This is a genomic window from Kribbella swartbergensis (genome assembly GCF_054784135.1).
This window is the reverse complement of sequence record NZ_BAAGPM010000022.1, coordinates 468,797-495,335: the sequence shown is the minus strand read 5'-3', so window position 1 is coordinate 495,335 and position 26,539 is coordinate 468,797. Positions and strand designations below refer to the sequence as shown.

The window sequence follows — 26,539 nt, the reverse complement described above, 5'->3', positions numbered from 1 at the left end:
CCGTCAGACGGTGATCCAGTCGATGTCGGCGATGTAGCCGGTCGGGTTGTGCACCCTGATCGAGTTGGCCCCGGCCTGGAGCTTCATCGGCAGGTAGGTGACCTGCGGCGTACCCCAGTCGTTGTCGCCGAGGCCGTGGTAGTTCACCCAGTAGGTGTCGGCACCGTTGACGGTGAGCATGCTCTGCCGGCTGGTGTCGCCGTCGGTGTACGCGATCTTCACCAGGTAGGTGCCGGTGCTCGGCACGGTGATGTTGTTGAGCGTCACCGACGCGTCACCGCCGATGTTGCCGATCTTCGCGCCGCCGGAGCACAGCGTGCAGCCGGAGACGCTCGCGTTCCCGGTCAGCGTGCTGGTCGACGCTTCGGCCTCGTACTTCACCGGTCCACCCGACTTCGAGGTGAACATGGTGACCGGCGCACTCGCCTCCGACGTACGTCCGCCCGACACACCCTTCACCGTGAAGGTGTACTGCGTCTGCGGCAGCAGCCCGCTGACCACGACCTTGGTCCCGGAGCTCGTCGCCACCTGCTTGCCGTTGGCAAACACTTGGTACGACGAGGCACCGGTGCTCGGCTGCCACTCGAGCGAAACCGTCGTACGGCTCACGTCCGTGGCGGTCAGGTCGGCCGGTTTGCTCGGCGAGGCCGCCTTGTCGGGGATGATCTTGTAGAGCTTCGACCCGTGCGCGGGCAGCGCGGCGCTGACCTGCCCGGTGACGCCGCGGGTGTTCTGGTCGGCCCAGACGTCGCGGACGGTCGCCTTGCCGGTGATGCCGAGCTGATCGAAGTTCCCGGTCACGGTGGCCGGCGTCTCGGCCAGGTTGAACAGGCCGACCGTGACACTGCCGTCGGCGTTCTTGGCGTACCAGACCTGCTGCAACTGGTCCTGGTTCAGCGGGCGGGCCGGGTTGCCGGACTGGTTGATCGCGATGACCTCGCGGTTGGTCAGCAGCTTCAGGCCGTACGGGTCGAGCTTGGTCATGTCGTCACCGACGAACAGCGGCGCGGCGTTGATCGCCCAGAACGTCATGTAGCTCTGCCGCTCGGCCTCGTTCAGGCCGTCCATCTCCCCGACACCGACGTTGATCGCGTCGAGGTTGTTCCAGTGGCCCGGCCCGGCGTCGTCGATCCACTGCGGCAGGTCCCACCAGCGCTGCTTCACCGAGCCGTCCCAGCGGACGATCGTGTCGCAGTAGCACTCCACGTCGGTGTCGATCCGCCAGCCGTGCGAGTTCTGCTTCCACACGTCGGCGTACCGGTGGCTGAGCGACCACGACAGCGTGTACATCATCGGGCGGCCGGAGTTCTGCACCGCGCGCCACCAGGCCTCGACGTCCTCGGTGTTGTTGTGGTTCGGGTCGTCCGGGGCGCCCTTCCAGGAGCCCGGGCCGACGCCGTCCATCTTGATGAAGTCGACGCCCCAGTCGGCGAACAGGTTCACGATCGAGTCCGCGTACTTCTGCGCGCACGGACTCTCGTAGTTGATCTTGTACGCCTGGTCCCAGCCGTTCGTCGTCCGCAGGTCCGGGTAGACGATGTCGCGGGTGAAGCAGCCCGGCGCGTCGTAGATCGGGGTGTTGCCGTCGCGGTAGACGTCGAAACCGAGGCCGACCACGGTGTAGATGCCGAACTTCAGGCCGAGCTTGTGCAGGTCGTCGCCGACCGCCTTCATCCCGCGCGGGAACCGCTTCGGGTTCGCCACCGGGCGGCCGTACTCGTCACCGCCGAGTTGCCAGCCGGCGTCGATGTTGATGTATTCGTACCCGTACGGCTTCAGCTTCGTCGCCATCGCCCGGGCCTGGGTGAGGATGTTCTGCTCGTTGATGAAGCTGCCCGGGCCGTCGGGGTTCACGCCCGGGTAGTTGGTGGACTGCAGGCTCCAGCTGGTCCATCCCATGTACGGCTTGGCCGCGACCTGCGCGTGCTTGGCCGGCGTGGCCTGAGCATCCCTGGTCAGGTCGGGGAAGCCCTGGAACGCCGAGTCGGGTTCCACCAAGGTCGGCTTGGGGCCCGGCTGGATTGCGGAGGGTTGGGCCGCTTCGGCCGGTGCGATGGCGGCGGCCGTCGACACCAGGGCGACGGAGGCCAGCACGGCAGCGGCAGTACGGCGTGTTCTGAGGCGCGAGTTCAACACGATGATCCTCCGGGGGAGGAGAGAGGCGGACCCGGCCGAGCCTAGGGGCGATTAATTTACAACGTCAAGTATTCAGCCGATCCGGATCCGGAGCAGGGCCGGGAGGCAGCTTCCCGGCCCTGCCCCGGATGACTAGTGGTGCTGCGGCCGGCGGCGTGGGCGCAGCGGCCGGGTGTGCGGGTCGGTGCGCTGGTGCTGGCGCCGGCCGAGCATGAACGGCCGGGAGGTGCGGGCGACCGGGCGGGCGGGAGCGGACAACTGGATCGGCGCCTGCTCGAGGTTGACCCGGACCGGAGGCTGGTGCCAGGGGGAGCGGGTGCGGACCACGACCAGCCGGAGGCGACCGTCGCGGCGGAGCCGGAGTGCGATGGCGATGGTCGCGACGGCCGGGATCAGGCCGGACAGCAGCAGACTGCTGCGGGCGCCGACGTTCTGGGCCAGGAAACCGACCAGCGGACCGCCGATCGCGCCACCGCCGATGAACACCAGGTTGTAGATGCCGGAAACGCGCCCGCGCAGCCCGTCCGGCGTGGTCAGCTGGACCATCGACTGGGCGGCGGTGAGGAACATCAGCGTCGCCATGCCCATCGCCGACAGCAGCGGGATGAAGGTCCACAGGGAGGGCTGGATCGCGGCCAGGATCTGCGTCACCGCCAGCAGTGACGCGATGCAGACCAGGTTGCGCAGCCGGGGTGTCCGGACCCGGCGCGCCGACAGCAGAGCACCGGCCAGCGCTCCGACCGCCACCACCGAGTTCAGTACGCCGTAGCCGGTCGCGCCGGTGTGGAAGACCCGGTCCGCGAACGCGGTCAGGGTCACCGGCAGGCTGATCGCGAACATGCCGTAGATGCCGACCAGCGCGATCGCCCACCGGACGGCCGGCTCGTCGAGCGCGTACCGCACGCCGTCGCGGAGACCGTCGCGGATCCGCATCCCCGCGCTCGCCCGGCGGGCGGCCTGCAGACCGGGCATCTCGCTCTCGCGCATCATCAGCAGTGCGGAGATCGAGGCGAAGAACGTGATCGCGTTGAGCGCGAAGGCCCAGCCGGTGCCGAGCGCGCCGAGCAGCACGCCGCCCAGCGCCGGACCGATCAGGCTGCCCAGCTGGAACGTCGAGGAGACCATGCTGATCGCGTTCCGGACCCGGTCCTTGCCGACCAGTTCGGTGACGAAGGACTGCCGGGTCGGGTTGTCGACCGCCGTGGCCAGACCGAGGAACAAGGCCAGCGCGTACACCTGCCAGACCTGCACCTGACCGGTGAACGCCAGTACAGCGAGGACGGCGGCTCCAGTACCCATCATCGTCTGGGTGACCAGCAGGACCTTCCGCTTCGGGAAGCGGTCCGCGATCACGCCGCCGTACAGGCCGAGCAGCAGGGTGGGGAGGAACTGCAGCGCGGTGGTGATGCCGACCGCCGTGGCGCTGCCGGTGATCGTGAGCACCAGCCAGTCCTGGGCGATGCGCTGGATCCAGCCGCCGGTCGAGCTGACCAGCAGTCCGCTGACCAGGAGCCGGAAGTTGCGGACCTGCAGCGCGCTGAAGGTGTCCTTGAAGCCCGGGCGGCGCTGCGCTTCCCGGAGGTCGGAGCTGCTGGTGGAGCGGTGGGTGTGGAAGTCGGGGACGGATGGGACAGTACCGGTGGCCCGGGTGGTCAAGAGCGTTCCCTACGCGAGTGGACTGGTCAGGGGAGGACAGGTCCATCCTCACAGTTCGATGCTGGATTCCGACACCGAATTACTCCTATTAGTCTTATTGCGTCGCGCTATGAGAGGGGAATCGATGTACGACCCGGACCAGTTGCGGACGTTCCTGGCGGTGGCGCAGTCGCTCAGCTTCACCCAGGCGGCCGAGCGGCTGGGGATCCGGCAGCCGACGGTGAGTCAACATGTCCGTAAACTCGAGGCGGCGGTCGGCCGGCCGCTGTTCCTGCGCGACACGAGGACGGTGACGCTGACCGCCGACGGCGAGGCGATGGCCGGGTTCGCGCGGACCATCCTGGCCGCGCACGAGGAGGCGGTCGGCTACTTCACCGGCTCGGAGCTGCGCGGCCGGCTGCGGTTCGGGGTGACCGACGACCTTGCGCTCACCCCGCTGCCGCGGATCCTGCGCGACTTCCGCCAGCTGTACCCGCGGATCGACCTCGAGCTGACCGTTGCCCAGAGCCCCAACCTGCTCCGCCGGGTCGAGTCCGGTCACCTGGACCTGGCCTACGTGAAGCACAGCGTCGGCACCGGCTACGAGCCGAACGGACGGCTGGTACGGCGGGATCCGCTGGTCTGGGCCGGGATCGCCGGGACCCGGATCGCCCCGGACGGACCGGTGCCGCTGGTCGCCTACCAGGCACCCAGCCTGAGTCGCTCGCTCGGTGTGCAGACGCTGGAGCAGGCCGGCCGGGCCTGCCGGATCACCTGCATCGTCCGCGGTGTGAACGGCGTGCTCGCGGCCGTCCGGGCCGGCCTCGGCATCGCGATCTTCGCCCGCTCGCTGATGCCGGCCGACCTGGTCGAACCCCCACCGAGCGCCGGCCTGCCGGAGCTCCCGCCCATCGACCTGGTGCTGATCACGAACCCCCGTGCCGCCAAGGAGCCCGCCGAGGCCCTGACCGCCGCCATCCTGGGCAGCAACGCACCGCTGAAACCCGACGCCGCCTGACGTTCGTACCGTTCCCGGTCCACCGCATCCCGGGTGCCGCATGAAGGCGGGAACAAGGGGCACCCGAGGGGAAAACCGACTCTCGGAGGTTGCATCATGGCGACGACGGTTGGCGACTATCTGCTCCAGCGGCTGCGGGACTGGCAGGTGGACACCGTCTTCGGCTATCCGGGCGACGGCATCAACGGCATCCTCGCCGCCTGGACGCGGGCCGACGGTCCACGGTTCATCCAGTCCCGGCACGAGGAGATGAGCGCCTTCCAGGCGGTCGGCTACGCCAAGTTCACCGGCCGCGTCGGCGTCTGCACGGCGACCTCCGGTCCCGGCGCGATCCACCTCCTGAACGGTCTGTACGACGCCAAACTCGACCATGTCCCGGTGGTCGCGATCGTGGGCCAGACGAGCCGGTCCGCGATGGGCGGTTCGTACCAGCAGGAGGTGGATCTGCACACCCTGTTCAAGGACGTCGCGAGCGAGTACGTCGAGACGGTCAACGTGCCGGAGCAGCTGCCGAACGTGCTCGACCGGGCGATCCGGACCGCGCTGTCCCGATCGGCGCCGACCGCGGTCATCGTGCCGTCCGACGTCCAGGAACTGGAGTACTCCGCCCCGCCGCACGCGTTCAAGATGGTGCCGTCGAGTCTAGGCTTCGCGCCCTCGTTGGCGGTGCCCGACGAGGAGGCGCTGCTGCGGGCGGCCGACGTACTGAACAGCGGGGTGAAGGTCGCGATCCTGGTCGGTCAGGGTGCGCGTGGTGCGCGGCGTGAGCTCGAGACCGTCGCGGAACTGCTGAACGCGGGAGTGGCCAAGGCGCTGCTCGGCAAGGACGTGCTGAGCGACCACCTGCCGTACGTGACCGGCTCGATCGGGTTGCTCGGGACGCGGCCGAGCTGGGAACTGATGCGAGGCTGCGACACGCTGCTGACGGTCGGGTCGAGTTTCCCGTACTCGCAGTTCTTGCCGGAGTTCGGCAAGGTGCGGGCGGTTCAGATCGACGTCGATCCGACCATGATCGGGATGCGGTACCCCTACGAGGTCAACCTGGTCGGCGACGCGGCGGCCACGTTGCGCGAGCTCACGCCGTACCTGCTGCAGAAGGAGGATCGCTCCTGGCGGTCGGGGATCGAGGAGAGCGTCCGGCACTGGTGGGAGGTGATGGCCGCGGCCGCGCAGGTCAAGGCCGATCCGGTGAACCCGCAGCGGCTGTTCCACGACTTCTCCGAGCGGCTCCCCGACGACTGCATCGTGGTCGCCGACTCCGGCTCGGCGGCCGACTGGTACGCGCGGCAGGTGCGGTTCAACGACACCACGCGCGGGTCGCTGTCCGGGACGCTGGCCACGATGGGGTCCGCGGTGCCGTATGCGATCGGCGCCAAGATCGGGCATCCCGGCAAGCCGGTGATCGGGTTCTCGGGTGACGGTGCGATGCAGATGAACGGGCTGGCCGAACTCATCACGATCAAGCGGTACTGGCGGGAGTGGAGCGACCCGCGGCTGGTGATCGCCGTACTGCACAACAACGACCTCAACCAGGTGACCTGGGAGATGCGGTCGATGCAGGGGGCACCCAAGTTCCCCGACTCGCAGACGCTGCCGGACGTCGACTACGCGGCCTTCGCGCGGTCCGTGGGCCTCGAGGCGATCACCGTCCGGGACGCAGACTCGCTCGGCTCGGCCTGGGACGCCGCGTTGGCAGCGGACCGGCCGACGGTGCTCGACGTGTACTGCGACCCCGACGTACCGCCGATTCCGCCGCACGCCAGTTGGGACCAGATCCAGAAGATGGCCAAGTCGCTGTGGCACGGCGACGAGGACCGCTGGGGAGTGCTCAAGGAAGGCATGAAGACCAAGCTCCAGGAGCTACGGCACTAACGCGTCGCCACTGATGACGAGCGCCGCCACGCTCACCGCCGCGACCGCGATCGTGACGACGAACGGCGCGTCCTTCCAGGCCACGATGGTCGCGAGCAGGGCGGCGACGGCGGCGAGCGCGATCCAGCCGATCACACCGATCGGTCCGGCCGGGGCGACCACCAGCAGGATCGCGGCGGCGGCCAGCGGGACCGGCGCGAGCAGCCGGGCCGCGCCGCCGAGTCGTTGCGGCCAGCCCCGGACGCCGGTGGCGAGATCGTCGGCGAGATCGGGTACGACGTTTGCCAGGTGGGCACCGACCCCGAGCAGGGCGGTGGCGGCCGTGGCCCACCAGGGCGCCCAGGTGTCCGTCGTGCCGAGGGTGACGAACGAGGGGAGCGCACCGAACGCGACGGCGTACGGGAGCCAGGACACCGCGGTCGACTTCAGGCCGAGGTTGTACGCCCATGCGCAGACGACGAAGAGCAGATGCATCAGGCCGGCGGCGATCCCGTTGGCCAGCGAGACCGGGATGGTGACGATCAACATGACGGCCGCGCCCACCGCGAGTGTGCGACGACTCACCAGTCCGCGCACCACCGGCTTGTCCCGTCGGTTCACAATGGTGTCGCGGGCGGCATCTATCGCGTCATTGCTCCAGCCGATCGAGAGGTGGCCGGTGAGGATCGTTGCTGCGACGAGGAGACACCCGGCCGGACTGCGCCCGGCCGACCACGCCACGGCCGTGGTGAGTGCGGTGACAGCGGCCGTCGGTCCGGGATGGCAGGCCAGCGCCAGACCTTTGACGGTCGCTGCGACAGTGCCCACCGCTGGGCTGACCTCGGGGCTCACCGAAGTAACGATGCCACGATGACGCGGATCGCAGCGGTCCGGCCCGCGTTGCCGCCGTACCGCTATCCGCAGTCCGACCTCACCGACGCGTTCGCGTCGATCTGTCTGCCCGACGGCAGCGGTACGGCGCTGCTGCGGCGGCTGCACGCGAACGCGGGGGTGTCGTACCGGCATCTGGCGTTGCCGTTGGAGCGGTACGCCGCGCTGAAGGACTTCCGGGAGGCGAACGACGCCTGGATCGCGGCGGCGGTGGACCTGGGTGCGGAGGCGGTCGCGGGCGCGGTGAAGGACGCCGGGCTGACGCTGGACGATGTCGACCTGCTGATGTTCACCACGGTGACCGGGGTGGCGGCGCCGTCGATCGACGCGCGGATCGCGGTGCGGCTCGGGCTGCGGGACGACGTCAAGCGGCTGCCGTTGTTCGGGCTCGGGTGTGTCGGTGGGGCCGCGGGGATCGCCCGGGTGCACGACTACTTGAAGGCTTGGCCGACGCATGTCGCCGTACTGCTGTCGGTGGAGTTGTGCTCGTTGACGTTGCAGCGGGACGACTCGTCGTTGCCCAATCTCGTCGGCGGGGCACTGTTCGGAGACGGTGCGGCCGCGGTGGTGATGACGGGATCGGAACATCCGGCGGCGGCCGGGCCGTCGGTGGTGGCGACCCGGAGCCGGTTGTACCCGGATTCCGAGCGGGTGATGGGGTGGGACGTCGGATCGGGCGGGTTCCGGATCGTGCTCGGGGCCGACGTTCCGCAGGTGGTGCGGAGGTATCTCGGCGACGATGTGCGGGGTTTTCTCTCTGGTTTCGGGTTGACCGTTCCGGACATCGGCACGTGGGTGAGTCATCCCGGCGGGCCGAAGGTGCTGGAGGCGGTCTCGGAGACGCTGTCGTTGCGGCCCGATGCGCTGGAACTGACCTGGCGGTCGCTCGATGCGGTCGGCAACTTGTCGTCCTCGTCCGTGCTGCATGTGCTCGGCGAGACGTTGCGCGGGGACCCTTCCGGCATGGGATTGCTCCTGGCAATGGGCCCAGGCTTCTGCTCCGAACTCGTCCTACTGGAGTGGCCATGACCTGGTACGTCGTACTCGTGGTGCTGGTCGGTGTGGAGCGGGTCGCCGAGCTGGTTGTATCGCTGCGGAACGCGCGCTGGAGTTTCGCGCAGGGCGGCGTCGAGTCGGGGCGCGGGCACTATCCGTTCATGGTCCTGCTGCACACCGGGCTGCTGGTGGGGTGTCTGGTCGAGGCCGCCCACCGGCCCTTCGTGCCGGGGCTCGGGTGGACGATGTTCGCGGTGGTGCTGCTGTCGCAAGGGTTGCGGTGGTGGTGCATCACGGTGCTCGGTCGACAGTGGAACACGCGGGTGATCGTCGTACCGGGGCTGCAACTGGTTGCACGCGGCCCGTATCGCTGGATGCGCCATCCGAACTACGTCGCGGTGGTTGCCGAGGGCATCGCGCTCCCGCTGGTCCACACGGCGTGGGTGACTGCGTTGGTCTTCACCATTCTGAACATCCCGTTGCTGGCGGTCCGGATCCGGACCGAAGAGGCGGCCCTGAACGCCGCGCTGATCAAGTGATCGACCTCCTCGTCGCCGGCTGCGGTCCCGCAGGTGCCGCGACCGCCATCCGCGCGGCGCTGGCCGGGCTGTCCGTCGTGGTGGTCGAACCACGCTCGGCTCCGATCGACAAGGCCTGCGGCGAGGGAATCGCACACAGCGCGGTCGAGTACCTGCGGCGGTTGGGGGTGGAGTTGGACGGGCGGCCCTTCTACGGGATCAGGTACCTGGACGCCGATCACCAGGTCGACGCCCGCTTCCGCGCCGGCCCAGGTCTCGGCGTACGCCGTACGACGCTTCATCAGGCCCTGGTCGACCGCCTGACCGCGCTCGGCGTGCCGATCGTCGACCATCGCGTCAGCACCATCACCCAGAACTCCACGTCGGTCACCGCCGCCGGCATCACCGCCCGCTACCTGGCCGCCGCCGACGGCCTCCACTCCACCATCCGCCGCCAACTATCCCTAACCCACCCACCCCCCACTGACGACCGCGCCTCCGGAGCCGGAGGCGGCGTGCGTCGTGGGTTGCGTCGGCACTTCTTCGTGGCGCCCTGGACCGACCTTGTGGAGGTGTACTGGTCGAAGTTGGGGGAGGCGTACGTGACACCGGTTGCCGACGACCTGGTCGGTGTCGCGGTCCTCACCTCGGAGCGTGGCACCTTCGACTCCCACCTCGACGCCTTCCCGGCGCTGAAGCGGCGGCTGCGAGGCGCCTGCCCGGCGAATGCGGTGATGGGCGCCGGCCCACTCCGCCAACGGGTGCGATCGCGCGTGGCAGGACGTGTACTGCTCGTCGGCGACGCGGCCGGATACGTCGACGCGTTGACCGGCGAAGGCATCGCGGTCGCGCTACGGACGTCGGCGGAGCTGGTGGACTGCGTTCTGAAGGATCGGCCGCCCGACTACGAGGCCGCCTGGCGCCGCGTCTCCTGGGAGTGCCGGCTGCTCACCGCTTCGTTGCTCTGGGCCCGCAACAGATCGTTGCTCGCTCCCCGCATCGTGCCGGCTGCCGCGCTGCTGCCCGGCGTCTACGCGCAGATCGTCAACCGGTTGTCGTGACTGCCGTTCTCTTGGGGCCCGGCGATCGCTCAGACAACCGCCGGGCCCCCGAGAAGCCCGAGCTTCCTGGTGAAAAGCTCGGACCGGCCGGTCCAGCCTCCTGGTGAAAGGCTGGAACGGTGCCCCAGCTTCCTGGTGAAAAGCTGGGACAAGTCCCTGGGGTGGTGCTCGGTGTTTCTGAGGAAGACTCAACCAGTCGGATGTTGCCCATCCGTTGCCGGAATATGAAGCCTTGTTACACAGAGCTGTGGCGAAGATCTCAATGCTCGGTGCGCACCGCGGCGATCTGCAATTGCAACGCGAGCCGTTCCTGCGGATCCGACAGATCAAGGGCCGCGATTTCGCCGATCCGCTTCATCCGGTGCCGCAGGGTGTTCGTGTGCAAATGCAGCTCCCGCGCGGCGCGTTGCGGCTGCCCCGGGTACTCGAGCCACGCCTGCAGCGTTTCCACGAACCCGCTGCCGTGCTCGATGTCGTGCCGCAGCAAAGTGGCGAGCGGTCCGTCCAGCTTGGTCGTGTCCAACGACGTGACCGCCCGGTGAACCGTCAGCACGTGCCAGGCCTGCTCGACAGGCAATGCGGGTCCTGGTGCGGCTCCCCGTCGTACCAGGCCCAACAACTCGACCGCCTGGGCGCGTGAGCTCGGCAGGTCGGCCGGACCACGTGCTTGCCCGCCTGCCGCGGCGATCGTGCCAGGAGTTGTCTTGGCCTGCTCTGTGACGAGCTTGCTCAACCAGTTCCACGAGCCGGGACCGTCCGCGTCGGTGACGACCGCCAGAACCGTGCCGTCGAGGTCTGCGAGTTGTGGCTCGCTCCACCCGTGCCGACGACCCGTCGACTCCCACAGGTCGAGTTGCTGCGGTACGTCGTACCCGTCCGGCGAGCCGAGTGCGACCACGCGCCAGGGCTGCGGTGGGAGGCGTACGTCGATCGGATTGTCGGGGGAGAACTGCCGGAGGATCGTCCGCAGCCTGTCGATCGCACTCCGCCGCGCTACGTCCGCCTGAGCCCGCAGCCGCAGCAGATGCAGCGCCAGAACCGATGCAGCGTTGCTCAGCTCGGCTGTCACCTCGTCACTGACCGGTCCGTCCACCACGGCCCAGATCGACCCCAGCCATTCACCACCTGCGCGAACAGGTACGACGAGACGCGGGCGGATGCCATTGGGTCCGTCAGGCACCAGGAACGGCTCGCTCGACTTCGCCAGCCGGCGGAAGATGCCACGAGCCCGGAAGTGCGCGATCACCTCGGCCGGGACGCGGCGGCCGACGATGGTGGAGACCCGGGTGGGGTCGGTGAAGTCCTGACCGGAGGAGTACGCCAGGACCCGCGATTGGTTGTCCTCGATGGTGACCGGCGCGTCGACGATCGCTGCCGCCGCGTCGGCCAGTGCGAAGAGCTCCTGGTGGACGCCGGCGTCTCCAGCAGCGGGGGAGTCGGGTGCGGCGGCTCGGTCGATCACACCGCGGAGCAGCCAGACCACGTGGGCCCAAGTGACGCTCGGCTGCAGTGCGACGAGGGTGATCAGCCAGCGCTCGGCTGCGGCGACCACAGTGGGCTCGTGCGCGAGCGTCGTACGCAGGACAACCCCTGACGCGTTGCCGGCCGCGCAGCGTTCCACCAGTTCGACTGCGTCCTCTGCGTTGCGAAGGCCCAGTCCCAGCACCAGATCGCCCGGCTGACCGGTCGCTGGCTCTTGTGGATCGGCCAGGAACACGTCACGGACCTCCCCGTCGCCCTTGCCGGTCACCACCACCTCGAACAAGGCAGGGCCGACGGCGACGATCAGGTCAGACGCGGTGATCATGCAGGTTATTGTGCGCCGCGCACAGTCATTTGTCTCTTCAGTGGTGTGATCGCACCATGACAGCCGTGCGCCGCGGCCGCACCATCGATACATGGTCGCTGCTGGTTCCACTCACGTCGTACCGGATCGCGTCGCCGTCGTCGGCGCGGGCATGGTCGGACTCGCCACCGCCTGGTTCCTCCAGGAAGCCGGGGTCGAGGTCACCGTGCTCGACCGCGAAGGCGTCGCCGCGGGCGCATCCTGGGGCAACGCCGGCTGGCTGACACCCGGCCTGGCCACCCCGCTGCCGGAACCGGCCGTCCTCAAGTACGGCGTCCGCGCGGTGCTGAGCCCCTCCTCACCGGTGTACGTTCCACCGACCGCGAGCCCGCGGCTCCTCAATTTCCTCACCCGCTTCGCTCGCAACAGCACCGCCGGACGCTGGAAGACCGCGATGGAGTCGCTGGTCCCGATCAACCGCCAGGCCCTGACCGCGTTCGACTTCCTGGCCAAGGCCGGCGTCGAGGCGCAGACGTACGAGGCCAAGTCGTTCCTGGCCGCGTACCGGACCGAGGCCGAGCGCAGCGTGCTGCTCGAGGAGATCGAGCACATCCACGCGGCCGGCCAGGGCATCGAGTTCGAGCCGATCAGCGGTGACGACGCCCGCGAGATCGAGCCCTCGCTGTCCGACGAGATCGGGGCCGCGATCCGGCTGCACGGGCAGCGGTTCATCAACCCCGGCGAGTACGTGCAGCTGCTGGCCGACTCGGTCGTCGCCCGCGGCGGCCAGATCATCGCGGGTGTCGTCGTGAAGGACATCGTCGACGAGATCCGCGGTGTCCGCCTGGTCACCGGCGACGGCGAGACCGACCCCTTCGACGCCGTGGTGATGGCGACCGGGGCGTGGCTCGGCGACCTGGCCCGGCAGTTCGGCGTCAAGACCGTCGTACAAGCTGGTCGCGGGTACAGCTTCAGCGTGCCGATCGCGCACGTGCCGGCCGGGCCGGTGTACTTCCCGGCGCAGCGGGTCGCGTGCACGCCGCTCGGCGACCGGCTGCGGGTCGCCGGGATGATGGAGTTCCGTAAGCCGGACGCGAAGCTCGACCCGCGCCGGATCGAGGCGATCGTCGAGGCGGCCCGGCCACTTCTGCGGGACGCCGACCTGGACGCCCGGACCTATGAGTGGGTCGGCCCGCGTCCGTGCACCCCGGACGGCCTGCCGCTGATCGGTGCCACCACGTCACCGCGCGTCTTCGCCGCCGGCGGTCACGGCATGTGGGGTATCACCCTCGGCCCCGTCACCGGGCAACTGCTGGCCGAGACCATCACCACCGGCCGGACCCCGGCCGAGCTGGCTCCGTTCGACCCACTTCGCTGACCACACGGGAGGGGCTCCAGGGACGTGGGCCCCTCCACCCGAGCTGACCCACACCTCGAGCGGCAATCCAGGTGACCCGATCGGGCGGTCCTGCCTCATCCGCCCTGCGCCTCCTGTGGCTCACCTGCCGCCGGTCAGCTCCGGAGCGGGCCCTGGCTGAGATCCCCTGCCCAGGGCCCGCTCGTTTTGTCGGCGGCCGGTGACAGGGTGGTCCTCTGAGTTTCGAGGAGGACGTTTCATGGTGCTGCGCTGGTACACGGTCGTCGTCGACTGCCACGACGTGCGCAAGCAGGCCGCCTGGTGGGCGGAGGCGCTCGGCTGGCAGACGATTTACGAGGCCGACGACGAGTGCGTCAACGTCCCGGGCTGGGTGGACGAGCAGGTCATGCGGGACACACCCTGGGAGCGGATCGGGCCGGGGATGACGTTCGTCGCCGTACCGGAGGGCAAGACGGTGAAGAACCGGCTGCACCTCGACCTCGCCCCGCACACCAGCCAGGACCGCGACGCCGAGATCGCCCGCCTCGAAGCCCTCGGCGCCCGCCGCGTCGACGTCGGCCAACCCGCCGACGCCTCCTTCACCGTCCTCGCCGACCCCGAAGGCAACGAGTTCTGCGTCCTCAGCTCCCGCGACGGCTGACCTGCCGGCGCCCGCAGCGCCCTGCGACGACTGACCTACCGGGGGTATGACGAAGCCCCGGACCGCTGTGGTCCGGGGCCTCGAAGACGTGCTCAGTGGGTGTGTGGCTCGGTGCCGTGTTCGGCTTCGTGGGCCGCGATCTGGGCGCGGACCTCGTCCATGTCGACCGCGCGGAGCTGGCTGATCAGGTCCTCCAGGGCCGGGGCCGGGAGCGCGCCCGGCTGGGAGTAGAGGACGACGCCGTCGCGGACCGCCATCAGGGTCGGGATCGAACGGATCTGGAACGCCTGGGCCAGCTCGACCTGCGCCTCCGTGTCGACCTTGCCGAAGGTGATGTCCGTGTGCTGCTCGGACGACTTCTCGAACACCGGTCCGAACATCTTGCACGGGCCACACCACTCTGCCCAGAAGTCCACCAGCACGAGACCGTCACCCGTGACGACCTCGTTGAAGTTCTCCTTGGACAGCTCGACCGTTGCCACTACGACCTCCGAAGTTAGACGAATTCAGCCACTACAACACCGAGCCGGTCCCAGGTGTTCCCGGACCGCTCGCGAGTACGGCGTACAAGCGCTTGACCGGGCCGGGAAGTGACCGAAATCCGGCACATCGGATGTGACCTGGCACACGTTCGGGTCAGAACGGCATGTCCACGAACGGTGACGTGTAGTCCTGAACCTCCTCCAGGATCGATGCCGCGTCCTCCGGCGACAGGTCGGCCCGCTCGCGTTCCGCGACGATCATCTGGCGCAGCAACCGGGTCTCGCCGGCCGTCGCCAGACCGGTGATCTCCAGGTGCCCGTTGAGCAGCCACGCGGTCGCCGCAGTGATGTAGCGCTGCTCGTCGAACGGCCGGTACCAGGTGTCGTACGTCTTCTCCTCGCCGTCACGCCAGTTGCGCCGGGCAATCATCTTGATCGTCATCAGCGCGGCGTCGGACGCCTTCATCGCCTTGACCAGCGCGGCGTAGTCGGCGGCGTACTGCGGATCCGTCGAGAGCCGGTAGTTCAGCGGCGTCAGCACACTGTCGAAGTCGAACCGGCGCAGGGCCTCGGTGTGGACGGCCGGCGCCTGCGCGAGGTGCCCGGTGATCCCGATCGCCCGGACCATTCCTTCTTCCTTGGCACGAATGGCCGCTTCGAGCGATCCGCCTTTGCCGGTGACGAGATCGAGGTTCTCCAGATCGCAGACCGCGTGCATCTGGATCAGGTCGAGGTGGTCGGTCTGCAACCGCTCCAGCGACCGGTTGATCTCGGCCCATGCCTCCTCGGACGTACGGCGGCCCGTCTTGGTCGCGAGGAAGATGCGGTCGCGGATCTCCGGCATCCGCGGACCGAGCCGGAGCTCCGCGTCGCCGTAGTCGGCGGCGACGTCGAAATGGTTGATGCCGGCATCGAGGGCTTCCTGGATCGAGGCGTCGGCCCGATCCTGGTCGACCCCGCCGAGCGACGCGGCGCCGTAGATGAGTACCGAACTCTGGTGCCCGAGTCTGCCCAGTCGGCGAGTTTCCATGCTGGTCCTCCAGGGGTAGCAGGGGGTTACTGCGACCCTATGCCCGGTGCAGCGTTTTTGACCCCTCGCCACGGGAGAGTTTTCCACAGGGTGGACATCGCGATCGGTTACTATGCGTGATCAGTTGATGCGTTCTTTACCATGTTGTTCGCACGGATATTCGAAGCATGTCCGTGGCGTGTGGCATGGTGTGCGCTGCCCGATCGACAGGGTCGGGCATGAGAGAGGAGCTATGACGACGGTTCTGAAGGTGTCACTCTTGCCCGAGGAGGGTGACACTGCCCGCGAGCGGGGTAACAGTATGGCTGCGGGGAGCGATGGAGCATCCGGATCCTGGTCCCAGGTCTCCCGGAGGACAGTTGCTTGCCGTATTGTCCCGGCTACTGTCCGCGTAACTGCTGTCTGAGGGGCGGGTAGCGATGAGTTGGTGGCGAACGTTGCTGAACCTGCCGCCAAAAGGTGAGCACTGGTCGGACCAGCGACGTACGAAGAAGCCGGGCAAGGGGCGCCCGGCGAACACCGCACCGGAGTGGTGGGCCCACCCGGACGGACCTGTGCCACCCACCCCTCGCCAGGCACAGGGCGTAGCGGCGCAGTACGCCGCTCCCCCCGCGCACCCGCCGGCCGGCGGAGTGATGGCTCCGCCTCGTCGTCCAGCTCCTCGTACGCCGGACAACCAGCAGCCGGCGCATCGCACCCCCGAGCGTTTGAGACAGCGTTCGCCGCACGGGACGCACACCGCACCGGTGCCGGTCCGCGAGCCGCTCGAGCCAGGTCAGCCGCCGTGGTCGACCGAGCCGGAGTCGTCGTTCTCGACCTGGGCCCGCCGGTTCTTCCGCGGCCTGGTGGTCGTCGTGCTGCTGCTGGCCGCGATCAGCGGCGTCCGCTCCTGGATCGCGCCGAACCGGGCGCCGCAGACCGTCGTCACCAACCAGAACAGCTTCCCGGTCGACGAGGCCCGCGCCGTCGCGACCCGGTACGCCGTCTCCTACCTGAACTGGGACGAGGCGAACCCGGACGCCCGTCCGGCCCAGATCGGCCTCGACCTGGCCGCCGGACTGGACGGCCGGGCCGGGTGGAACGGCCGGGGCAAGCAGACCGCCGATACCGCCTACCCGGGCGAGGTCAAGGTCGACTCCGGTGGTGTGACGGCCGTGGTCGACGTACGCGTCGAGGTGCGGTCCTTCACCAAGCGCGGGGCGGCCTGGATCCCCGGACCGTACCGGTGGGAGCGGCTGTCAGTCCCGGTCGCCCGGACCGCGTCACGCGTGGTAGCCAGCGGGCCGCCGACGTTCGTACCGGACGAGCGGGCTCCGCTGCCGGACAACATGCCGGAGGCCGGGGTCCCGGACGACGACCTGACCGCGGCGACGCTGAAGGACGCGGAGGCGTTCTTCTCGGCGTACGCCGAGTCGGACAACAAGGTGTCGGCAGTGACCGCGCCGGGCGCGACGATCCGCAGCCTGAACGGCTCGGTGAAGTTCGGCGAGCTCAAGGACTGGCAGGTCTACACCGGCAACGACGACGAGCGGCGGGCGACCGCGGCCGTCACCTGGGACGGGGCGGGGGACACCACCCTGGACCAGACCTACACGCTCACGCTGAGGCGTACTGTCGCCACGGACGGAGCACAACGATGGCAAGTGGCTGCCGTCGGATGACACCAGCGACCAGCCGTCGGACGACCGAGGCAACAAGGGAGACACCGCAATGATGACGCACGAACTGGCTGCGAGCGTGGTTCAGCTCGCCGCGCCGCTGGTCGACAGCAACGTCCCGACGGGCGCGGACTTCAAGGACTGGGTCCTGGTCATCGCGGGCAACATCTTCATCGCCATCCTCGTGCTGCGTGCCATCGGGCACTACTTCAAGCGCGAGTGGGGCGAGCTGTTCGGCCACATCGCGGCCGGCGTACTGGTGGGTGGGCTGATCTACGCCAACAACCAGACCATCAACGTGCTCAAGGGCTTCTGGGGATTGCTGTCCGGAGGTAATTGATGCGCGTCGGCCGTACCCTGACCCACCACTTCGAGATCGAGACCCGGCAGTACGACCTGCTGGGCATCGACCTCGGGGAAGGCGCCCGGCGCCGGATGATCATCTTCGGAGCGGTGATCATCGTGCTCTGGGTCGCACTGCTCATCCCGATCATCGGGGTGCCGAAGAAACCCACCGTCAGCCTGTACGTCGTTCCGCCGTTCGTGATCACCGCGTTCGGCTGGCGACCGGGCAAGTTCCACGAACGCCGCCGCCGCGTGACCGAGTGGGCGCTCGCCGTCCGCTACGCGTTGCGCGCCCATCGCCCGATCATCGGTCTCGGCGCCCGGGCCGCCGACAAGACGGAGTACCTGCCATGGCGTGAGCGCGTCGCGACCCACAAGGTGGCCAACCTGGCGAAGGCCCGGGTGACCCCGGAGTGGGACCGCGAGGTCGTGGTGGAGCTGGATCCGAGGGTCCGCGCAGGTGCGGACATCACGGTCAACCAGCGTGCCCGCCTGCTCGGGGCGGACCACGTGCAGCGGGTCAGTCGCAGGACGTCGTCGTCTGGGAAGAGGCACCGATGAAGATCGCTGACAAGCTCCTGAACCTGGTGGGTGTCGGCCGTGAGCGCGGCCTGCCGCCACCGCGCCTGGTCGCCATCGCCGACGGTCTGCTCGTCACCGAACGCAGTGCCGAGGCGTGGTTCCTGATCTCGGTCGCGAACACCGATCTGGCCACCGAGGCGGAGCAGGACGCGGCCCTCGACGCCGCCGTGAGCGCCGCGGCGACCATCCTGGGCGACCGGCTCAGCCACCTGAAGGTGGTCTGGGGCCGTTCGACCGGTCAGGACTACCTCGACAGCGTGGCCGGCCACTACCGGCTCGGCGACCACGAGGCCTGGGCCCAGACCCGGGCCGACCGGATCGACGAGATGCGGATGCCGGAGCGGTACGTCGCCCTCGGCGTTCACCTCAGCGACCGCGACCCCCGGGCGACCGCCCAGGTCCGGGGATCGGTCAGCGACGCCCTGGGTACGACGTCCTGGCGCGTCAGCGCCCGTGAGCTCGCCCACCTCGACGAGCGGGTCCGCAAGCTCGCCCGTCAGCTCGGCTCCACCGTCTGGCGGGCGCACACCGCGCCGGCCGAGGTGATCTCCTGGCTGATCAGCCGGGAGATGCATCGCGGTGCCGTCGCCGTGCCCCGCCGCGGCCTGATCACCGGTGCGTCCCTGGCCCGGCTCACGTCCGGCCGGGTCGTCCCGTACACCGACCACCTGCGCATCTACGACACCCGCGGCCAGATCGCGGCGTACACCTCCGTGCTCGCGATGACCGACTTCCCCGAGGAGCTCGAGACCCCGGGCGCGGGGGAGTGGCTGCGCACGCTGTCGGAGATCAAGGCGATCGACGACGACGGCGACGAGATCGACGTCACCGTCGAGGCGTCGGTCCGGTTCCGCGTGCTCACCAAGAAGACCGCGCGTCACCTGGTCGACGAAACCCGCAAGAGCGCGAAGGAACAGCGCCGGTCCGCCGCCAAGGGCACCGCGGAGGAGACCGCTGACGAGATCGTCGAGACCGAGCGCGTGATGCGCGAGGTCAAGCGCGACATCAACCGCAGCGGCCTGACCCTGGTCGAGGACCACCCCCGTCTGCTGGTCAGCGCGGACACCCGCGAGGACCTGGAGGCGTACGTCGACGCCGTCATCGCGCACTACGCCGACCGCGGCATCACCGTCGCCGTCGGCGCCGACGAGCAGCGCGATCTCTGGCTGGAGTCCCTGCCGGGCGACCAGTTGCGCGTCCCCGACCTCGGCCACGTCCGTGAGTCGACCGCGTTCTTCGGATCCTGGTTCTGGGGCGGTGCGTCGGTCGGTGACGCCACCGGTCCCGCGATCGGGTACCTGACCGGCTCCACGCCGGGCCTGGTGCGCTTCGACGCGGCCGCCGGTTCCGCGCTGGGTGACGCGACGACGACGCTCTTCCTGGGACGTTCGGGTCGAGGCAAGACGACGGCCGCGATGCTGGGCGGTCTGGACAGTGCCTTCGCGGGCGCATGGGTGCCGCTGCTCGACCTCAAGGGTGACGCGGCCGGTGTGTCCGCGGTCGCCGCGGAGTACGGCGTACCCACTGCCGTCATCGAAATCACCGCGCAGTTCTCCGGTGCCGCCGACCTGCTGCGCGTGCTGCCGGTCGACGACGCCCTGCTGCAGGCGCCTTCACAGCTGATGCTGCTGCTTCCGCCGCACCTGCGGGGCGCCGCGGAAGCCCCGGTCATGGCCGCGACGCGGGCCGAGATCCAGTCGCCCGACCCGTCGTCGTGGGGAGTCATCCAGCGGCTGTGCCAGTCCGACTCCGAGACCACGCGTACGGTCGGATTCGCCCTCCGCGACCTGGTCGAGACCGGCCTCGGCTCGGTCGTCGCCGGTCCGCCGTCCGGCCTGTCGTCGCTGACCACCAACCCGGGACTGTGGGTCGTCCAGATGCCCGGCCTGACCCTGCCCTCGCCCGAGTCGGCGCCGGAGTCCTGGTCACCGATCGAACGTGTAGGCATGGCCTGCCTGCGCGGCTGCCTCGCCTGGATGATCCGTACGACGGGACGCCGCGAGTTCCGTGGACGCTCGAAGGTCGTCATCGTCCCCGAGGTCCACCTGCTCACCAAGACCCCGGACGGCGCGTCCTTCCTCGACTACATCGCCCGTGTCGGCCGCGCCCTCGGCGCCTCCCTGGTCCTCGACACCCAGGACCCGGCGAGCATCCTGAAGCTGCCCGGTCTGGTGGAGCAGATCACCACGCTGTTCGCGTTCAGCCTCCGCTCGCGCGAGCAGGTGGACTCGTTGCTGGAGTTGCTGGGCCGGCCGCAGACCCCGCCGTACCAGGCCCTCGTCCGCGGCATCAACACCGCCGCCAACGGCAAGAGCATCCGCCACGGCCACTGCATCATGCGCGACCGCTGGGACGAAGTCGCCACCGTCCAGATCGACATCCCCAGCCAGCGCGTGGCCGCCCTCCTCCGCACCACCCCGGAATCCGAACACGCCACCGAACCCACCCAACCCGTCCCCGTCCCCGAAGAACTCGACCCCTTCGCCGACGACTACGACGACACCCCCCAACCAGCCGCCGCCGCCACCGCCCAGGCCGAGGCCCACACCACCACACCCCCGCCCCCGCCGTACCCCACCCAACCAACCCCCGAACCGCACCCGACCACCCCTGCTCCGACCGCGGACCCCCAGCCTGCTCCCGCGGCATCCACTCCGGGACCGCACCCGACGGCCCCAGCTCCAGCACCCCAGCCGACCCCGACTGCCATGGCTCCAGCAACCTCAGCTCCGCCGACGTCGGCTCCTGCACCCCAGCCGTCCGCCATGGCCCCGAACTCCCAGCCGTCCGCCACGGCTCCGGACTACCAGCCGTCCGCCATGGCCCCGGACTCCCAGCCGTCCGCCATGGCTCCGGAATCTCAATGGGCCCCCGCGGCACCTGCTTCAGCCGCCCAGCCGGCCCCCACGGCTCCGTCGCAGGCACACCAGCCGACCGCAACGGCCCCAACGCACGCACACCAGCCGACCGCCACGGCCCCAACTCCGGAGCCCCACCCGACCACTACGGCGCTGATCCAGGACCCCCAGCCGTCCCAGGCCGCCCACCAGAACGGCCACCCCAACGGCCAGGACCACCGCCACCCCCTGCGCTACGAGTCCCCGATCGGCCCCGACGAGGTCTACGACCAAGAAGCAGACGAAGCCGCCTACAACGAGGCCATGTACCCCGCCCACGGCGACCCGTCCCCCACCGACACCCCCACCCCCGGCAACAAGGAGCACGTCGCATGACCTGGTCACGCCGTCTGAGGACGGCCGTGACAGTGCTCTCCATATCCCTCATAGTCACCACCCAACTAGCCCTAGCCGCCGACCCAGAACCGGGCCCGACAAGCCCCACCGGCTTTGGTGACCTGCTTCCGACGCCGGACCTCACGCATGGCGACACGCGAACTCTGTTCGAGCAGTACAGCCCGATGGCGTACGGACTGGACTTCGAGCGAAGTATCCGCGATCCCATGGAGGCCGTCTTCAACGGCTACGCACATATCGTGATGATGTACATCGTCGCGATCACGCGCGGTGCGATTTCGGTGGGGTGGTGGCTGTTCTCCTTCACCGACGTCAAACCACTCACCGACGCGACATCGGCAACGATCGGAGCGACCAGTACCCAGTTGGTCGGCTGGCTCCTGCCGTCGGCACTTGCCTTCGGTGCGGTGGCCGCCTACACGCAGCGCAAGACCAGTGGAAGCGCGCTGGGTCAGTTGGCCTGGGTCTTTGTCGCCGGTGTCCTCAGCATCAGCTTCGCGCTCGCTCCCGCGACATGGCTGCGAGGTGTGGACGGCGCCCGGCAGATGGGATCGGGCGCGATCATGACGGCGTCTGCTGATGCCATGGGCCCGACAATGCAAAGTCCCATCGCCTGGCCGGAGCCAAGCTTCACCGGAACCGCGCGGGACGCCTTGCTGCGGAAATCCGCGGACGCGAGTTGGCGCGGATTCGCCGTAACGCCATGGTGTATTGCGGAATTCGGCTCGCTCGAGGCGTGCGGAAGGTACGGCAAGGGCATGCTCGACGCCGGAACGGATGTCGACGCGAGAAACAAGTACATCGACTCGGTGGTCGCTCCTGCCGAAGGCGGCGATGACGCGCCAACGGTCAAGTGGGCGAAGGGCGAGAACGCGTTCGGCCGCATCGCCGTAGTCATGCTCGCAGCCATCGCCGCAACCTTGTTTGCCTTTCTCAACATCTCCCTGGCCTTCACGGCATTGATGGCTTTTGTCGGCTGTCTGTTGCTCCTGGTCGTCGGGGTGTTCTTCGCCTGCCTCTGGATCATCCCGGGCAGGACGCGACAGTGGGGGCTCAACTGGTTCGAGGCGTTGGTAGGCCTTGTCCTGCAGTCGTTCCTTGCGATGCTCGTCTTCGGCACCGCTCTGACCCTGGTCACAGCTGTTTTCAGCCTGACGGGCGCGCTCGGCTGGCTTCCCGTGTCTGGGCTGGCCATCGCCGTTCTGATAGCCGGCTTCAGATTGCGCAGACTCCTGGACAACTTGACTTCGATGATGCGGCCCGGCTCCGGCAGCATCCTGTTGGGTGGGCTGGCACGTCGAGGAGCGCTCAGTGTGGCAAGGCGAATGTTCGGCGCGATCACAAGCCGGAGCGCGGCACCGACGCTCACCGAGCGGAAGCGGGGCATGGTGGCTGACGGCGCTACGCCACAACGGGTTACATCCGTTCGCGTCTACCGACAAGCGCCCGCGCCTGGTTCGTTGGGGCGGGGGGCTGCGGTTGGTTCGTCGTACGAGTTGACTGCGGGGCCGGAGCGGCGCAGGGCTGACGGGGCCGGGACTTCGGGCGGTGGCGTCGGGCCGGGTGGTCAGCAGGTGGCTGGTGAGGGTGGTGCGATTCGCGCCGCCGGAGCGGGCGGCTCGACCAGGAGCACCTCGGCGCTGAATCTCGCCCGCTCTCGCACCCAGCAGACGACTGAGCCACGGCGCACGATCTCCGTCTCGGCTGCCAGCGTCGCCGGAGCGAGCGGCTCCGGAGGCTCCCGTGGCAGCGGGGCGGACACCCAGAAGGCCCGCCATTCGCGGCGTCCTGCCCAGGCCCCGGTCAGCGAGCAGCGGTACGAGCCACGAGCTCACTCGCATTCGGCCAGTCTCCGCGAGGGGCCGCCCAAGGCTCGTCAGCGTCGAAGGGCGCCTGCTCCGCAGCCGCGCCGGTTCCGTGAATACTCCGCCTTCACGAAGGATGGCGTGACCGTACACGTGCCGACGCGTAGGTGATCGGGGATGGCAGGGAAGCATCGATCGCCTGAGGATCGCCGGGAGGGTGCGGGCCGCGCCTCGCATCGCCGCGACCGTGACACGTCGCGGCCCGAGTCCGAACTCGAGTACGACGAGCGCGAGCGCGAGCACCGACGGCGCCCGGAAGCACCGGACAGTTGGCGTTCGCTGATGAGCACGGACTACGACTACCCGGAGGAGCTCGAAGAGCTCAGTGGCCGTGAACGTCGTCGGGCAAAGAAGGACTGGCGCCGTGACGACCACGCGCAGCGGATGGCGTGGTTGCGCAACCAGCGGCAGGCCGAGCCGGCCAGTCCGGCGGTGATCGTCGCGTTGGTTGTGGTGCTCGCGATCATCATCCTCGGGCTGGGCGGTGGTCTGCCGCGTCTGCTCGGTGGCGAGAGCTCGGACGACGGTGCTCCGATCAGCCTGCTGACTCCCGGTCGTTCCGTGGTGCTCCCGTCTGCACCGTCGAACACTCAGCCAAATCCCGGGAGCTCGGAAGTCTCGACGCCGACCCTCACCATTCCGCCGCCACAGAGTCAGCGACCGTCTGCCGAGTCGATCGCCTTGGCGACCGATGTGGTCGGTGCCTGGGCACGTGCCTTCTATACCCGCGATCCGGCGGCGGAGACGTATCAGGCGCTGGTTTCGAAGTGTGCGAAGTACATGACGCCGGAAGTCGCGTCCAGCTTCACGTCGGCCGGCGATCCGACGTACGACGCATTGAAGAAGGACGGCGGCAAGTCGACTGTGGTCTCGGCGCCGGTCAGCGCTCCGCCGCCCAACGCGGAGGCCCCGGTCGACACGCCGGCGCGGATCACGCGGTTCGTCAAAGTCACCATCGATGTCACCGGAAAGCACGCTCAGCGATTCGACGTACCCCTGCTCGTCACGCTGGTGAATCAGAACAGCCAATGGGTCATCAGCGAGGTGTCAGGCGGTACCGGGCCATGACCACGGCGGTGGAGGGCTGCGATGTTCGATGAGCGCGATCTCGGCAGGGGACTCCTCACGGCCGCGAGCAGAGGCGTGTTCGTCAAGGCCGCGGCGGCCCTGGCCGTAGTGGGCGTGGCCAGTTTGCTGATGCTCGCCCCGTTCGGTGGATCGAGCAAGCCGCAGGCCGCCTGCCTACCGCTTGCACCCGGCCAAGCCGGCAACCGGCTCCCCGATGGCCCACTTCGGGCTACGCAGATCGGGTTCGCGAAGCTCATCGACGACGTGGCCGTCCAGCGTGGCCTTCCCGGGCGGGCGACGTTGATCGCCCTGATGACTGCCCTCGTCGAATCCGACCTGCAGAACCTGACGTACGGCGATGCCGACTCGGTCGGGCTCTTCCAACAGCGGCCCGCCGCGGGATGGGGCGATCCTGACCAGATCGTGCCCCCCGACGGCAGCCCGCCCGTGTACGCGATCAATGCTTTTTTCGGTGGTGCGGCCGCGCCAGATCCGCCGGGTTTGGTGGACATCGACGGTTGGCCGTCGATGGCCCTCGGGGACGCGGCCCAGCGGGTGCAGGTGTCCGCGTTCCCTGACCGCTACGCCACGCGGGAGGGCGAGGCGCGCCAGATCGCGGCGGCCGCCGGCATCGACCTCACTCGCCCCGGCAACCCGTACGCCGGCCGAGCGGGCGCACCGCCGAGCGGTGCAGTCGAAGGCGTCGCGCAGGACGAGGACTGCGGCGGCGAAGGATTGATCGCCGGCGGGCCGGTGAACGGCGTCTGGCCCGAGGAGCAGCAGACCGTCACTGACCCGACCGGAACGGGCGGCCTGGTCACCCCGCGTACGGCGGCCTGGGTCGCCGCGGCCCGCAAATCCTTGGGAACTCTGAGCATGAGTTGCTGGGACGCCCACCTCTGGAACCCGACCAGCGACCACCCACGAGGCAAGGCCTGCGACCTCATGGTCGGCACCGACGCCCGAAGATCGTCGCCGGCCCGCGCCCGAGGCGACGAGATCGCCAACTGGGCCGTCAAGACCGCCGGCCAGACCGGCGTGCGCTACGTCATCTGGTACGGCAAAATCTGGTCCGCCCGCCGAGGCACCTGGATCCCGTACAACGGCGGCGGCGTCTACAGCCCCACCGACGCCACCGGCGGCCACTACGACCACGTCCACGTGTCCCTGTACTGATGATCGATGTCTCCGTAGTCTGCCGCGTGTGGCTGAGGCGGCACAGGAAGTGAGAGCTCAATGACCAGTCCGGGCGACCCGAACGACCCCAACGCCCCCTGGACAACAGGCCCATGGCAGCCAACCGACCCTGCTAGCGCTGGTCCACATCAGAGCCTGCCGCCGTCCCCGCAGTGGAGTCAGTTGCCCCCGGGGTCATCAGCAGGCTCGGACGGGCGAGGCGGTCCCAGGCCTCGTGGCCGGGTCGAGGTCTCGACCGCGGCGACCCTCCTCACTGCGATTCCATGGTTCTTCTGGAGCTTTGTCACCGTCTCGTGGATTGCCGGAATCGTCGGCTTCGGCTACGGGTGGATCATCGTCGCTCTCTGGATCCTGTCCGGAGCGATCGTCTTCATCCAGTCGGTCGAGGAACTGATCGCTCGCTATTTGTTCCGACTCCGCAAGCCGACCCTGGTCGAGGACCAGCGCATAGCGTCGGTCTGGCCGCAGTTGTCGAGCGGCGCGGGAGTGGACGCTAGCAAGTACTCGGTATGGGTCCAGGAGTCGGAGGACGCCAACGCGACGCCCACACCTGGTCACACTGTCGCCGTGACGACCTGGTCGTTGTACAACCTGCCGGCGGCGCATCTGGAGGCTGTTCTGGCGCATGAACTCAGCCATCACCTCGGCGGGCGTACCTGGCTGAGTTTGCTGAGTTTCTGGTACTCGATTCCGGCTCGCTGCGCGCTCATCGCCGTACGAGCCCTCGGGCGTTTGATGAAGGCAGTGCCCGCTGTCGGATGCCTGGTCATTGGGTTTGTGACGGTTGGCTATCTGGGGATACTGCTCGCGGTCCTCACGTTCGACGACAGTCTTACGCTGCCGTTGCTGTTCCTGACGCCGTTCGTCGCGCCGCCCATTCTGGCGTGGCTCGGCCGTCGAGAGGTCATGCAGGCTGATCGCCGGGCCGCGAGCATGGGTTATGGGCCCACGATCGTGCAGGTTCTCTACGGCTGGCAGGTCCAACATCAAAACATGCTCGGCCGGGAGTCCAACCGGCGCTCCCAATTGATGTCCAGCACCCCGTCGCTGGGCGACCGCGTTCGCGCCCTCGAGGGCATGGCACGGCCCGCATAGGCACCGAACCATGGGAGACCCCGGCGGGACGGGCATCACCCCATGTTCCCGGC

At 68.9% G+C, this 26,539-nt stretch carries 21 protein-coding genes; 15 read left to right on the top strand and 6 right to left on the bottom strand.

Annotated features, from left to right (window positions below):
• Positions 1-3: 3 nt before the first annotated feature.
• Both ACYVOK_RS20830 and ACYVOK_RS20825 read right to left on the bottom strand, forming a co-directional pair.
• Positions 4-2,136, bottom strand: coding sequence for a fibronectin type III domain-containing protein (locus ACYVOK_RS20830; protein WP_460664145.1), 2,133 nt, complete (start codon positions 2,134-2,136; stop codon positions 4-6).
• 132 nt (positions 2,137-2,268) lie between these two features.
• Positions 2,269-3,792 (bottom strand): MFS transporter, encoded by a 1,524-nt coding sequence (locus ACYVOK_RS20825; RefSeq protein ID WP_460664144.1) that lies wholly within the window; start codon positions 3,790-3,792, stop codon positions 2,269-2,271.
• Positions 3,793-3,901: 109 nt separating this feature from the next.
• Between ACYVOK_RS20825 and ACYVOK_RS20820 the strand changes: the two genes are divergently transcribed.
• Both ACYVOK_RS20820 and ACYVOK_RS20815 read left to right on the top strand, forming a co-directional pair.
• The gene (locus ACYVOK_RS20820) at positions 3,902-4,789 is read left to right on the top strand and encodes a LysR substrate-binding domain-containing protein (protein ID WP_460664143.1); all 888 of its coding nucleotides are present in this window, start codon (positions 3,902-3,904) and stop codon (positions 4,787-4,789) included.
• Between the two features lie 96 nt (positions 4,790-4,885).
• Positions 4,886-6,661, top strand: coding sequence for a thiamine pyrophosphate-requiring protein (locus ACYVOK_RS20815; protein ID WP_460664142.1), 1,776 nt, complete (start codon positions 4,886-4,888; stop codon positions 6,659-6,661).
• Here ACYVOK_RS20815 and ACYVOK_RS20810 read toward each other — a convergent pair.
• Positions 6,650-7,468 carry a UbiA family prenyltransferase gene (locus ACYVOK_RS20810; RefSeq protein WP_460664141.1) on the bottom strand — a complete coding sequence of 273 codons (819 nt, stop codon included), beginning with the start codon at positions 7,466-7,468 and terminating at the stop codon, positions 6,650-6,652. The two genes, ACYVOK_RS20815 and ACYVOK_RS20810, sit on opposite strands and share 12 nt — an antisense overlap.
• Positions 7,469-7,510: 42 nt before the next feature.
• On the opposite strand from ACYVOK_RS20810, the gene ACYVOK_RS20805 reads away from it, so the two are divergent.
• The 3 genes from ACYVOK_RS20805 to ACYVOK_RS20795 are packed head-to-tail and all read left to right on the top strand — an operon-like array spanning position 7,511 to position 10,106.
• Positions 7,511-8,560, top strand: a complete 1,050-nt coding sequence (locus tag ACYVOK_RS20805) for a type III polyketide synthase (RefSeq protein ID WP_460664140.1) — start codon at positions 7,511-7,513, stop codon at positions 8,558-8,560.
• The gene (locus ACYVOK_RS20800; protein WP_460664139.1) at positions 8,557-9,066 is read left to right on the top strand and encodes an isoprenylcysteine carboxyl methyltransferase family protein; all 510 of its coding nucleotides are present in this window, start codon (positions 8,557-8,559) and stop codon (positions 9,064-9,066) included. Before ACYVOK_RS20805 ends, ACYVOK_RS20800 begins: the two co-directional genes overlap by 4 nt.
• On the top strand, positions 9,063-10,106 hold the full coding sequence (locus tag ACYVOK_RS20795) for an NAD(P)/FAD-dependent oxidoreductase (protein WP_460664138.1): 1,044 nt from the start codon (positions 9,063-9,065) through the stop codon (positions 10,104-10,106). Before ACYVOK_RS20800 ends, ACYVOK_RS20795 begins: the two co-directional genes overlap by 4 nt.
• Positions 10,107-10,365: 259 nt before the next feature.
• Here the strand turns inward: ACYVOK_RS20795 and ACYVOK_RS20790 are convergent, their stop codons facing one another.
• Positions 10,366-11,913, bottom strand: coding sequence for a helix-turn-helix domain-containing protein (locus ACYVOK_RS20790; RefSeq protein ID WP_460664137.1), 1,548 nt, complete (start codon positions 11,911-11,913; stop codon positions 10,366-10,368).
• A 91-nt stretch (positions 11,914-12,004) separates the two neighbouring features.
• Between ACYVOK_RS20790 and ACYVOK_RS20785 the strand changes: the two genes are divergently transcribed.
• Both ACYVOK_RS20785 and ACYVOK_RS20780 read left to right on the top strand, forming a co-directional pair.
• Complete coding sequence (locus tag ACYVOK_RS20785) at positions 12,005-13,270, top strand: NAD(P)/FAD-dependent oxidoreductase (RefSeq protein ID WP_460664136.1); 1,266 nt, start codon at positions 12,005-12,007, stop codon at positions 13,268-13,270.
• 238 nt (positions 13,271-13,508) lie between these two features.
• Positions 13,509-13,910, top strand: coding sequence for a VOC family protein (locus tag ACYVOK_RS20780; protein ID WP_460664135.1), 402 nt, complete (start codon positions 13,509-13,511; stop codon positions 13,908-13,910).
• A 92-nt stretch (positions 13,911-14,002) separates the two neighbouring features.
• Here ACYVOK_RS20780 and trxA read toward each other — a convergent pair whose 3' ends face one another.
• Positions 14,003-14,392: a thioredoxin gene (gene trxA, locus ACYVOK_RS20775; RefSeq protein WP_460664134.1), complete on the bottom strand. Its 390-nt coding sequence runs from the start codon at positions 14,390-14,392 to the stop codon at positions 14,003-14,005.
• A 154-nt stretch (positions 14,393-14,546) separates the two neighbouring features.
• Positions 14,547-15,422 carry an aldo/keto reductase gene (locus ACYVOK_RS20770; protein ID WP_460664133.1) on the bottom strand — a complete coding sequence of 292 codons (876 nt, stop codon included), beginning with the start codon at positions 15,420-15,422 and terminating at the stop codon, positions 14,547-14,549.
• 419 nt (positions 15,423-15,841) lie between these two features.
• Between ACYVOK_RS20770 and ACYVOK_RS20765 the strand changes: the two genes are divergently transcribed.
• The 8 genes from ACYVOK_RS20765 to ACYVOK_RS20730 are packed head-to-tail and all read left to right on the top strand — an operon-like array spanning position 15,842 to position 26,486.
• Entirely contained in the window at positions 15,842-17,083 is a 1,242-nt protein-coding gene (locus ACYVOK_RS20765; protein ID WP_460664132.1) for a conjugal transfer protein, read from the top strand.
• A gap of 52 nt (positions 17,084-17,135) precedes the next feature.
• Positions 17,136-17,420: a hypothetical protein gene (locus ACYVOK_RS20760; RefSeq protein ID WP_393150258.1), complete on the top strand. Its 285-nt coding sequence runs from the start codon at positions 17,136-17,138 to the stop codon at positions 17,418-17,420.
• On the top strand, positions 17,420-17,986 hold the full coding sequence (locus ACYVOK_RS20755; protein WP_460664131.1) for a hypothetical protein: 567 nt from the start codon (positions 17,420-17,422) through the stop codon (positions 17,984-17,986). The genes ACYVOK_RS20760 and ACYVOK_RS20755 overlap by 1 nt, the downstream gene beginning before the upstream one ends.
• The gene (locus ACYVOK_RS20750) at positions 17,983-21,240 is read left to right on the top strand and encodes an ATP-binding protein (RefSeq protein ID WP_460664130.1); all 3,258 of its coding nucleotides are present in this window, start codon (positions 17,983-17,985) and stop codon (positions 21,238-21,240) included. Before ACYVOK_RS20755 ends, ACYVOK_RS20750 begins: the two co-directional genes overlap by 4 nt.
• Positions 21,237-23,237 carry a hypothetical protein gene (locus ACYVOK_RS20745; protein WP_460664129.1) on the top strand — a complete coding sequence of 667 codons (2,001 nt, stop codon included), beginning with the start codon at positions 21,237-21,239 and terminating at the stop codon, positions 23,235-23,237. The genes ACYVOK_RS20750 and ACYVOK_RS20745 overlap by 4 nt, the downstream gene beginning before the upstream one ends.
• 6 nt (positions 23,238-23,243) lie before the next feature.
• A complete protein-coding gene (locus ACYVOK_RS20740; RefSeq protein WP_460664128.1) occupies positions 23,244-24,194 on the top strand; it encodes a hypothetical protein in 951 nt (316 codons plus the stop codon).
• A gap of 21 nt (positions 24,195-24,215) precedes the next feature.
• On the top strand, positions 24,216-25,370 hold the full coding sequence (locus ACYVOK_RS20735; protein WP_460664127.1) for a hypothetical protein: 1,155 nt from the start codon (positions 24,216-24,218) through the stop codon (positions 25,368-25,370).
• Between the two features lie 60 nt (positions 25,371-25,430).
• A complete protein-coding gene (locus ACYVOK_RS20730; protein ID WP_460664126.1) occupies positions 25,431-26,486 on the top strand; it encodes a M48 family metalloprotease in 1,056 nt (351 codons plus the stop codon).
• Positions 26,487-26,539: the final 53 nt, after the last annotated feature.

Coding starts and splice junctions, on each gene's coding strand:
- ACYVOK_RS20785 (WP_460664136.1), top strand. CDS start 12,005: ATGGTCGCTGCTGGTTCCACTCACGTCGTACCGGATCGCGTCGCCGTC.
- ACYVOK_RS20815 (WP_460664142.1), top strand. CDS start 4,886: ATGGCGACGACGGTTGGCGACTATCTGCTCCAGCGGCTGCGGGACTGG.
- ACYVOK_RS20820 (WP_460664143.1), top strand. CDS start 3,902: ATGAGAGGGGAATCGATGTACGACCCGGACCAGTTGCGGACGTTCCTG.
- ACYVOK_RS20755 (WP_460664131.1), top strand. CDS start 17,420: ATGCGCGTCGGCCGTACCCTGACCCACCACTTCGAGATCGAGACCCGG.
- ACYVOK_RS20730 (WP_460664126.1), top strand. CDS start 25,431: ATGACCAGTCCGGGCGACCCGAACGACCCCAACGCCCCCTGGACAACA.
- ACYVOK_RS20760 (WP_393150258.1), top strand. CDS start 17,136: ATGACGCACGAACTGGCTGCGAGCGTGGTTCAGCTCGCCGCGCCGCTG.
- ACYVOK_RS20740 (WP_460664128.1), top strand. CDS start 23,244: ATGGCAGGGAAGCATCGATCGCCTGAGGATCGCCGGGAGGGTGCGGGC.
- ACYVOK_RS20805 (WP_460664140.1), top strand. CDS start 7,511: ATGACGCGGATCGCAGCGGTCCGGCCCGCGTTGCCGCCGTACCGCTAT.
- ACYVOK_RS20770 (WP_460664133.1), bottom strand. CDS start 15,422: ATGGAAACTCGCCGACTGGGCAGACTCGGGCACCAGAGTTCGGTACTC.
- ACYVOK_RS20735 (WP_460664127.1), top strand. CDS start 24,216: ATGTTCGATGAGCGCGATCTCGGCAGGGGACTCCTCACGGCCGCGAGC.
- ACYVOK_RS20790 (WP_460664137.1), bottom strand. CDS start 11,913: ATGATCACCGCGTCTGACCTGATCGTCGCCGTCGGCCCTGCCTTGTTC.
- ACYVOK_RS20780 (WP_460664135.1), top strand. CDS start 13,509: ATGGTGCTGCGCTGGTACACGGTCGTCGTCGACTGCCACGACGTGCGC.
- ACYVOK_RS20765 (WP_460664132.1), top strand. CDS start 15,842: ATGAGTTGGTGGCGAACGTTGCTGAACCTGCCGCCAAAAGGTGAGCAC.
- ACYVOK_RS20745 (WP_460664129.1), top strand. CDS start 21,237: ATGACCTGGTCACGCCGTCTGAGGACGGCCGTGACAGTGCTCTCCATA.
- ACYVOK_RS20750 (WP_460664130.1), top strand. CDS start 17,983: ATGAAGATCGCTGACAAGCTCCTGAACCTGGTGGGTGTCGGCCGTGAG.
- ACYVOK_RS20800 (WP_460664139.1), top strand. CDS start 8,557: ATGACCTGGTACGTCGTACTCGTGGTGCTGGTCGGTGTGGAGCGGGTC.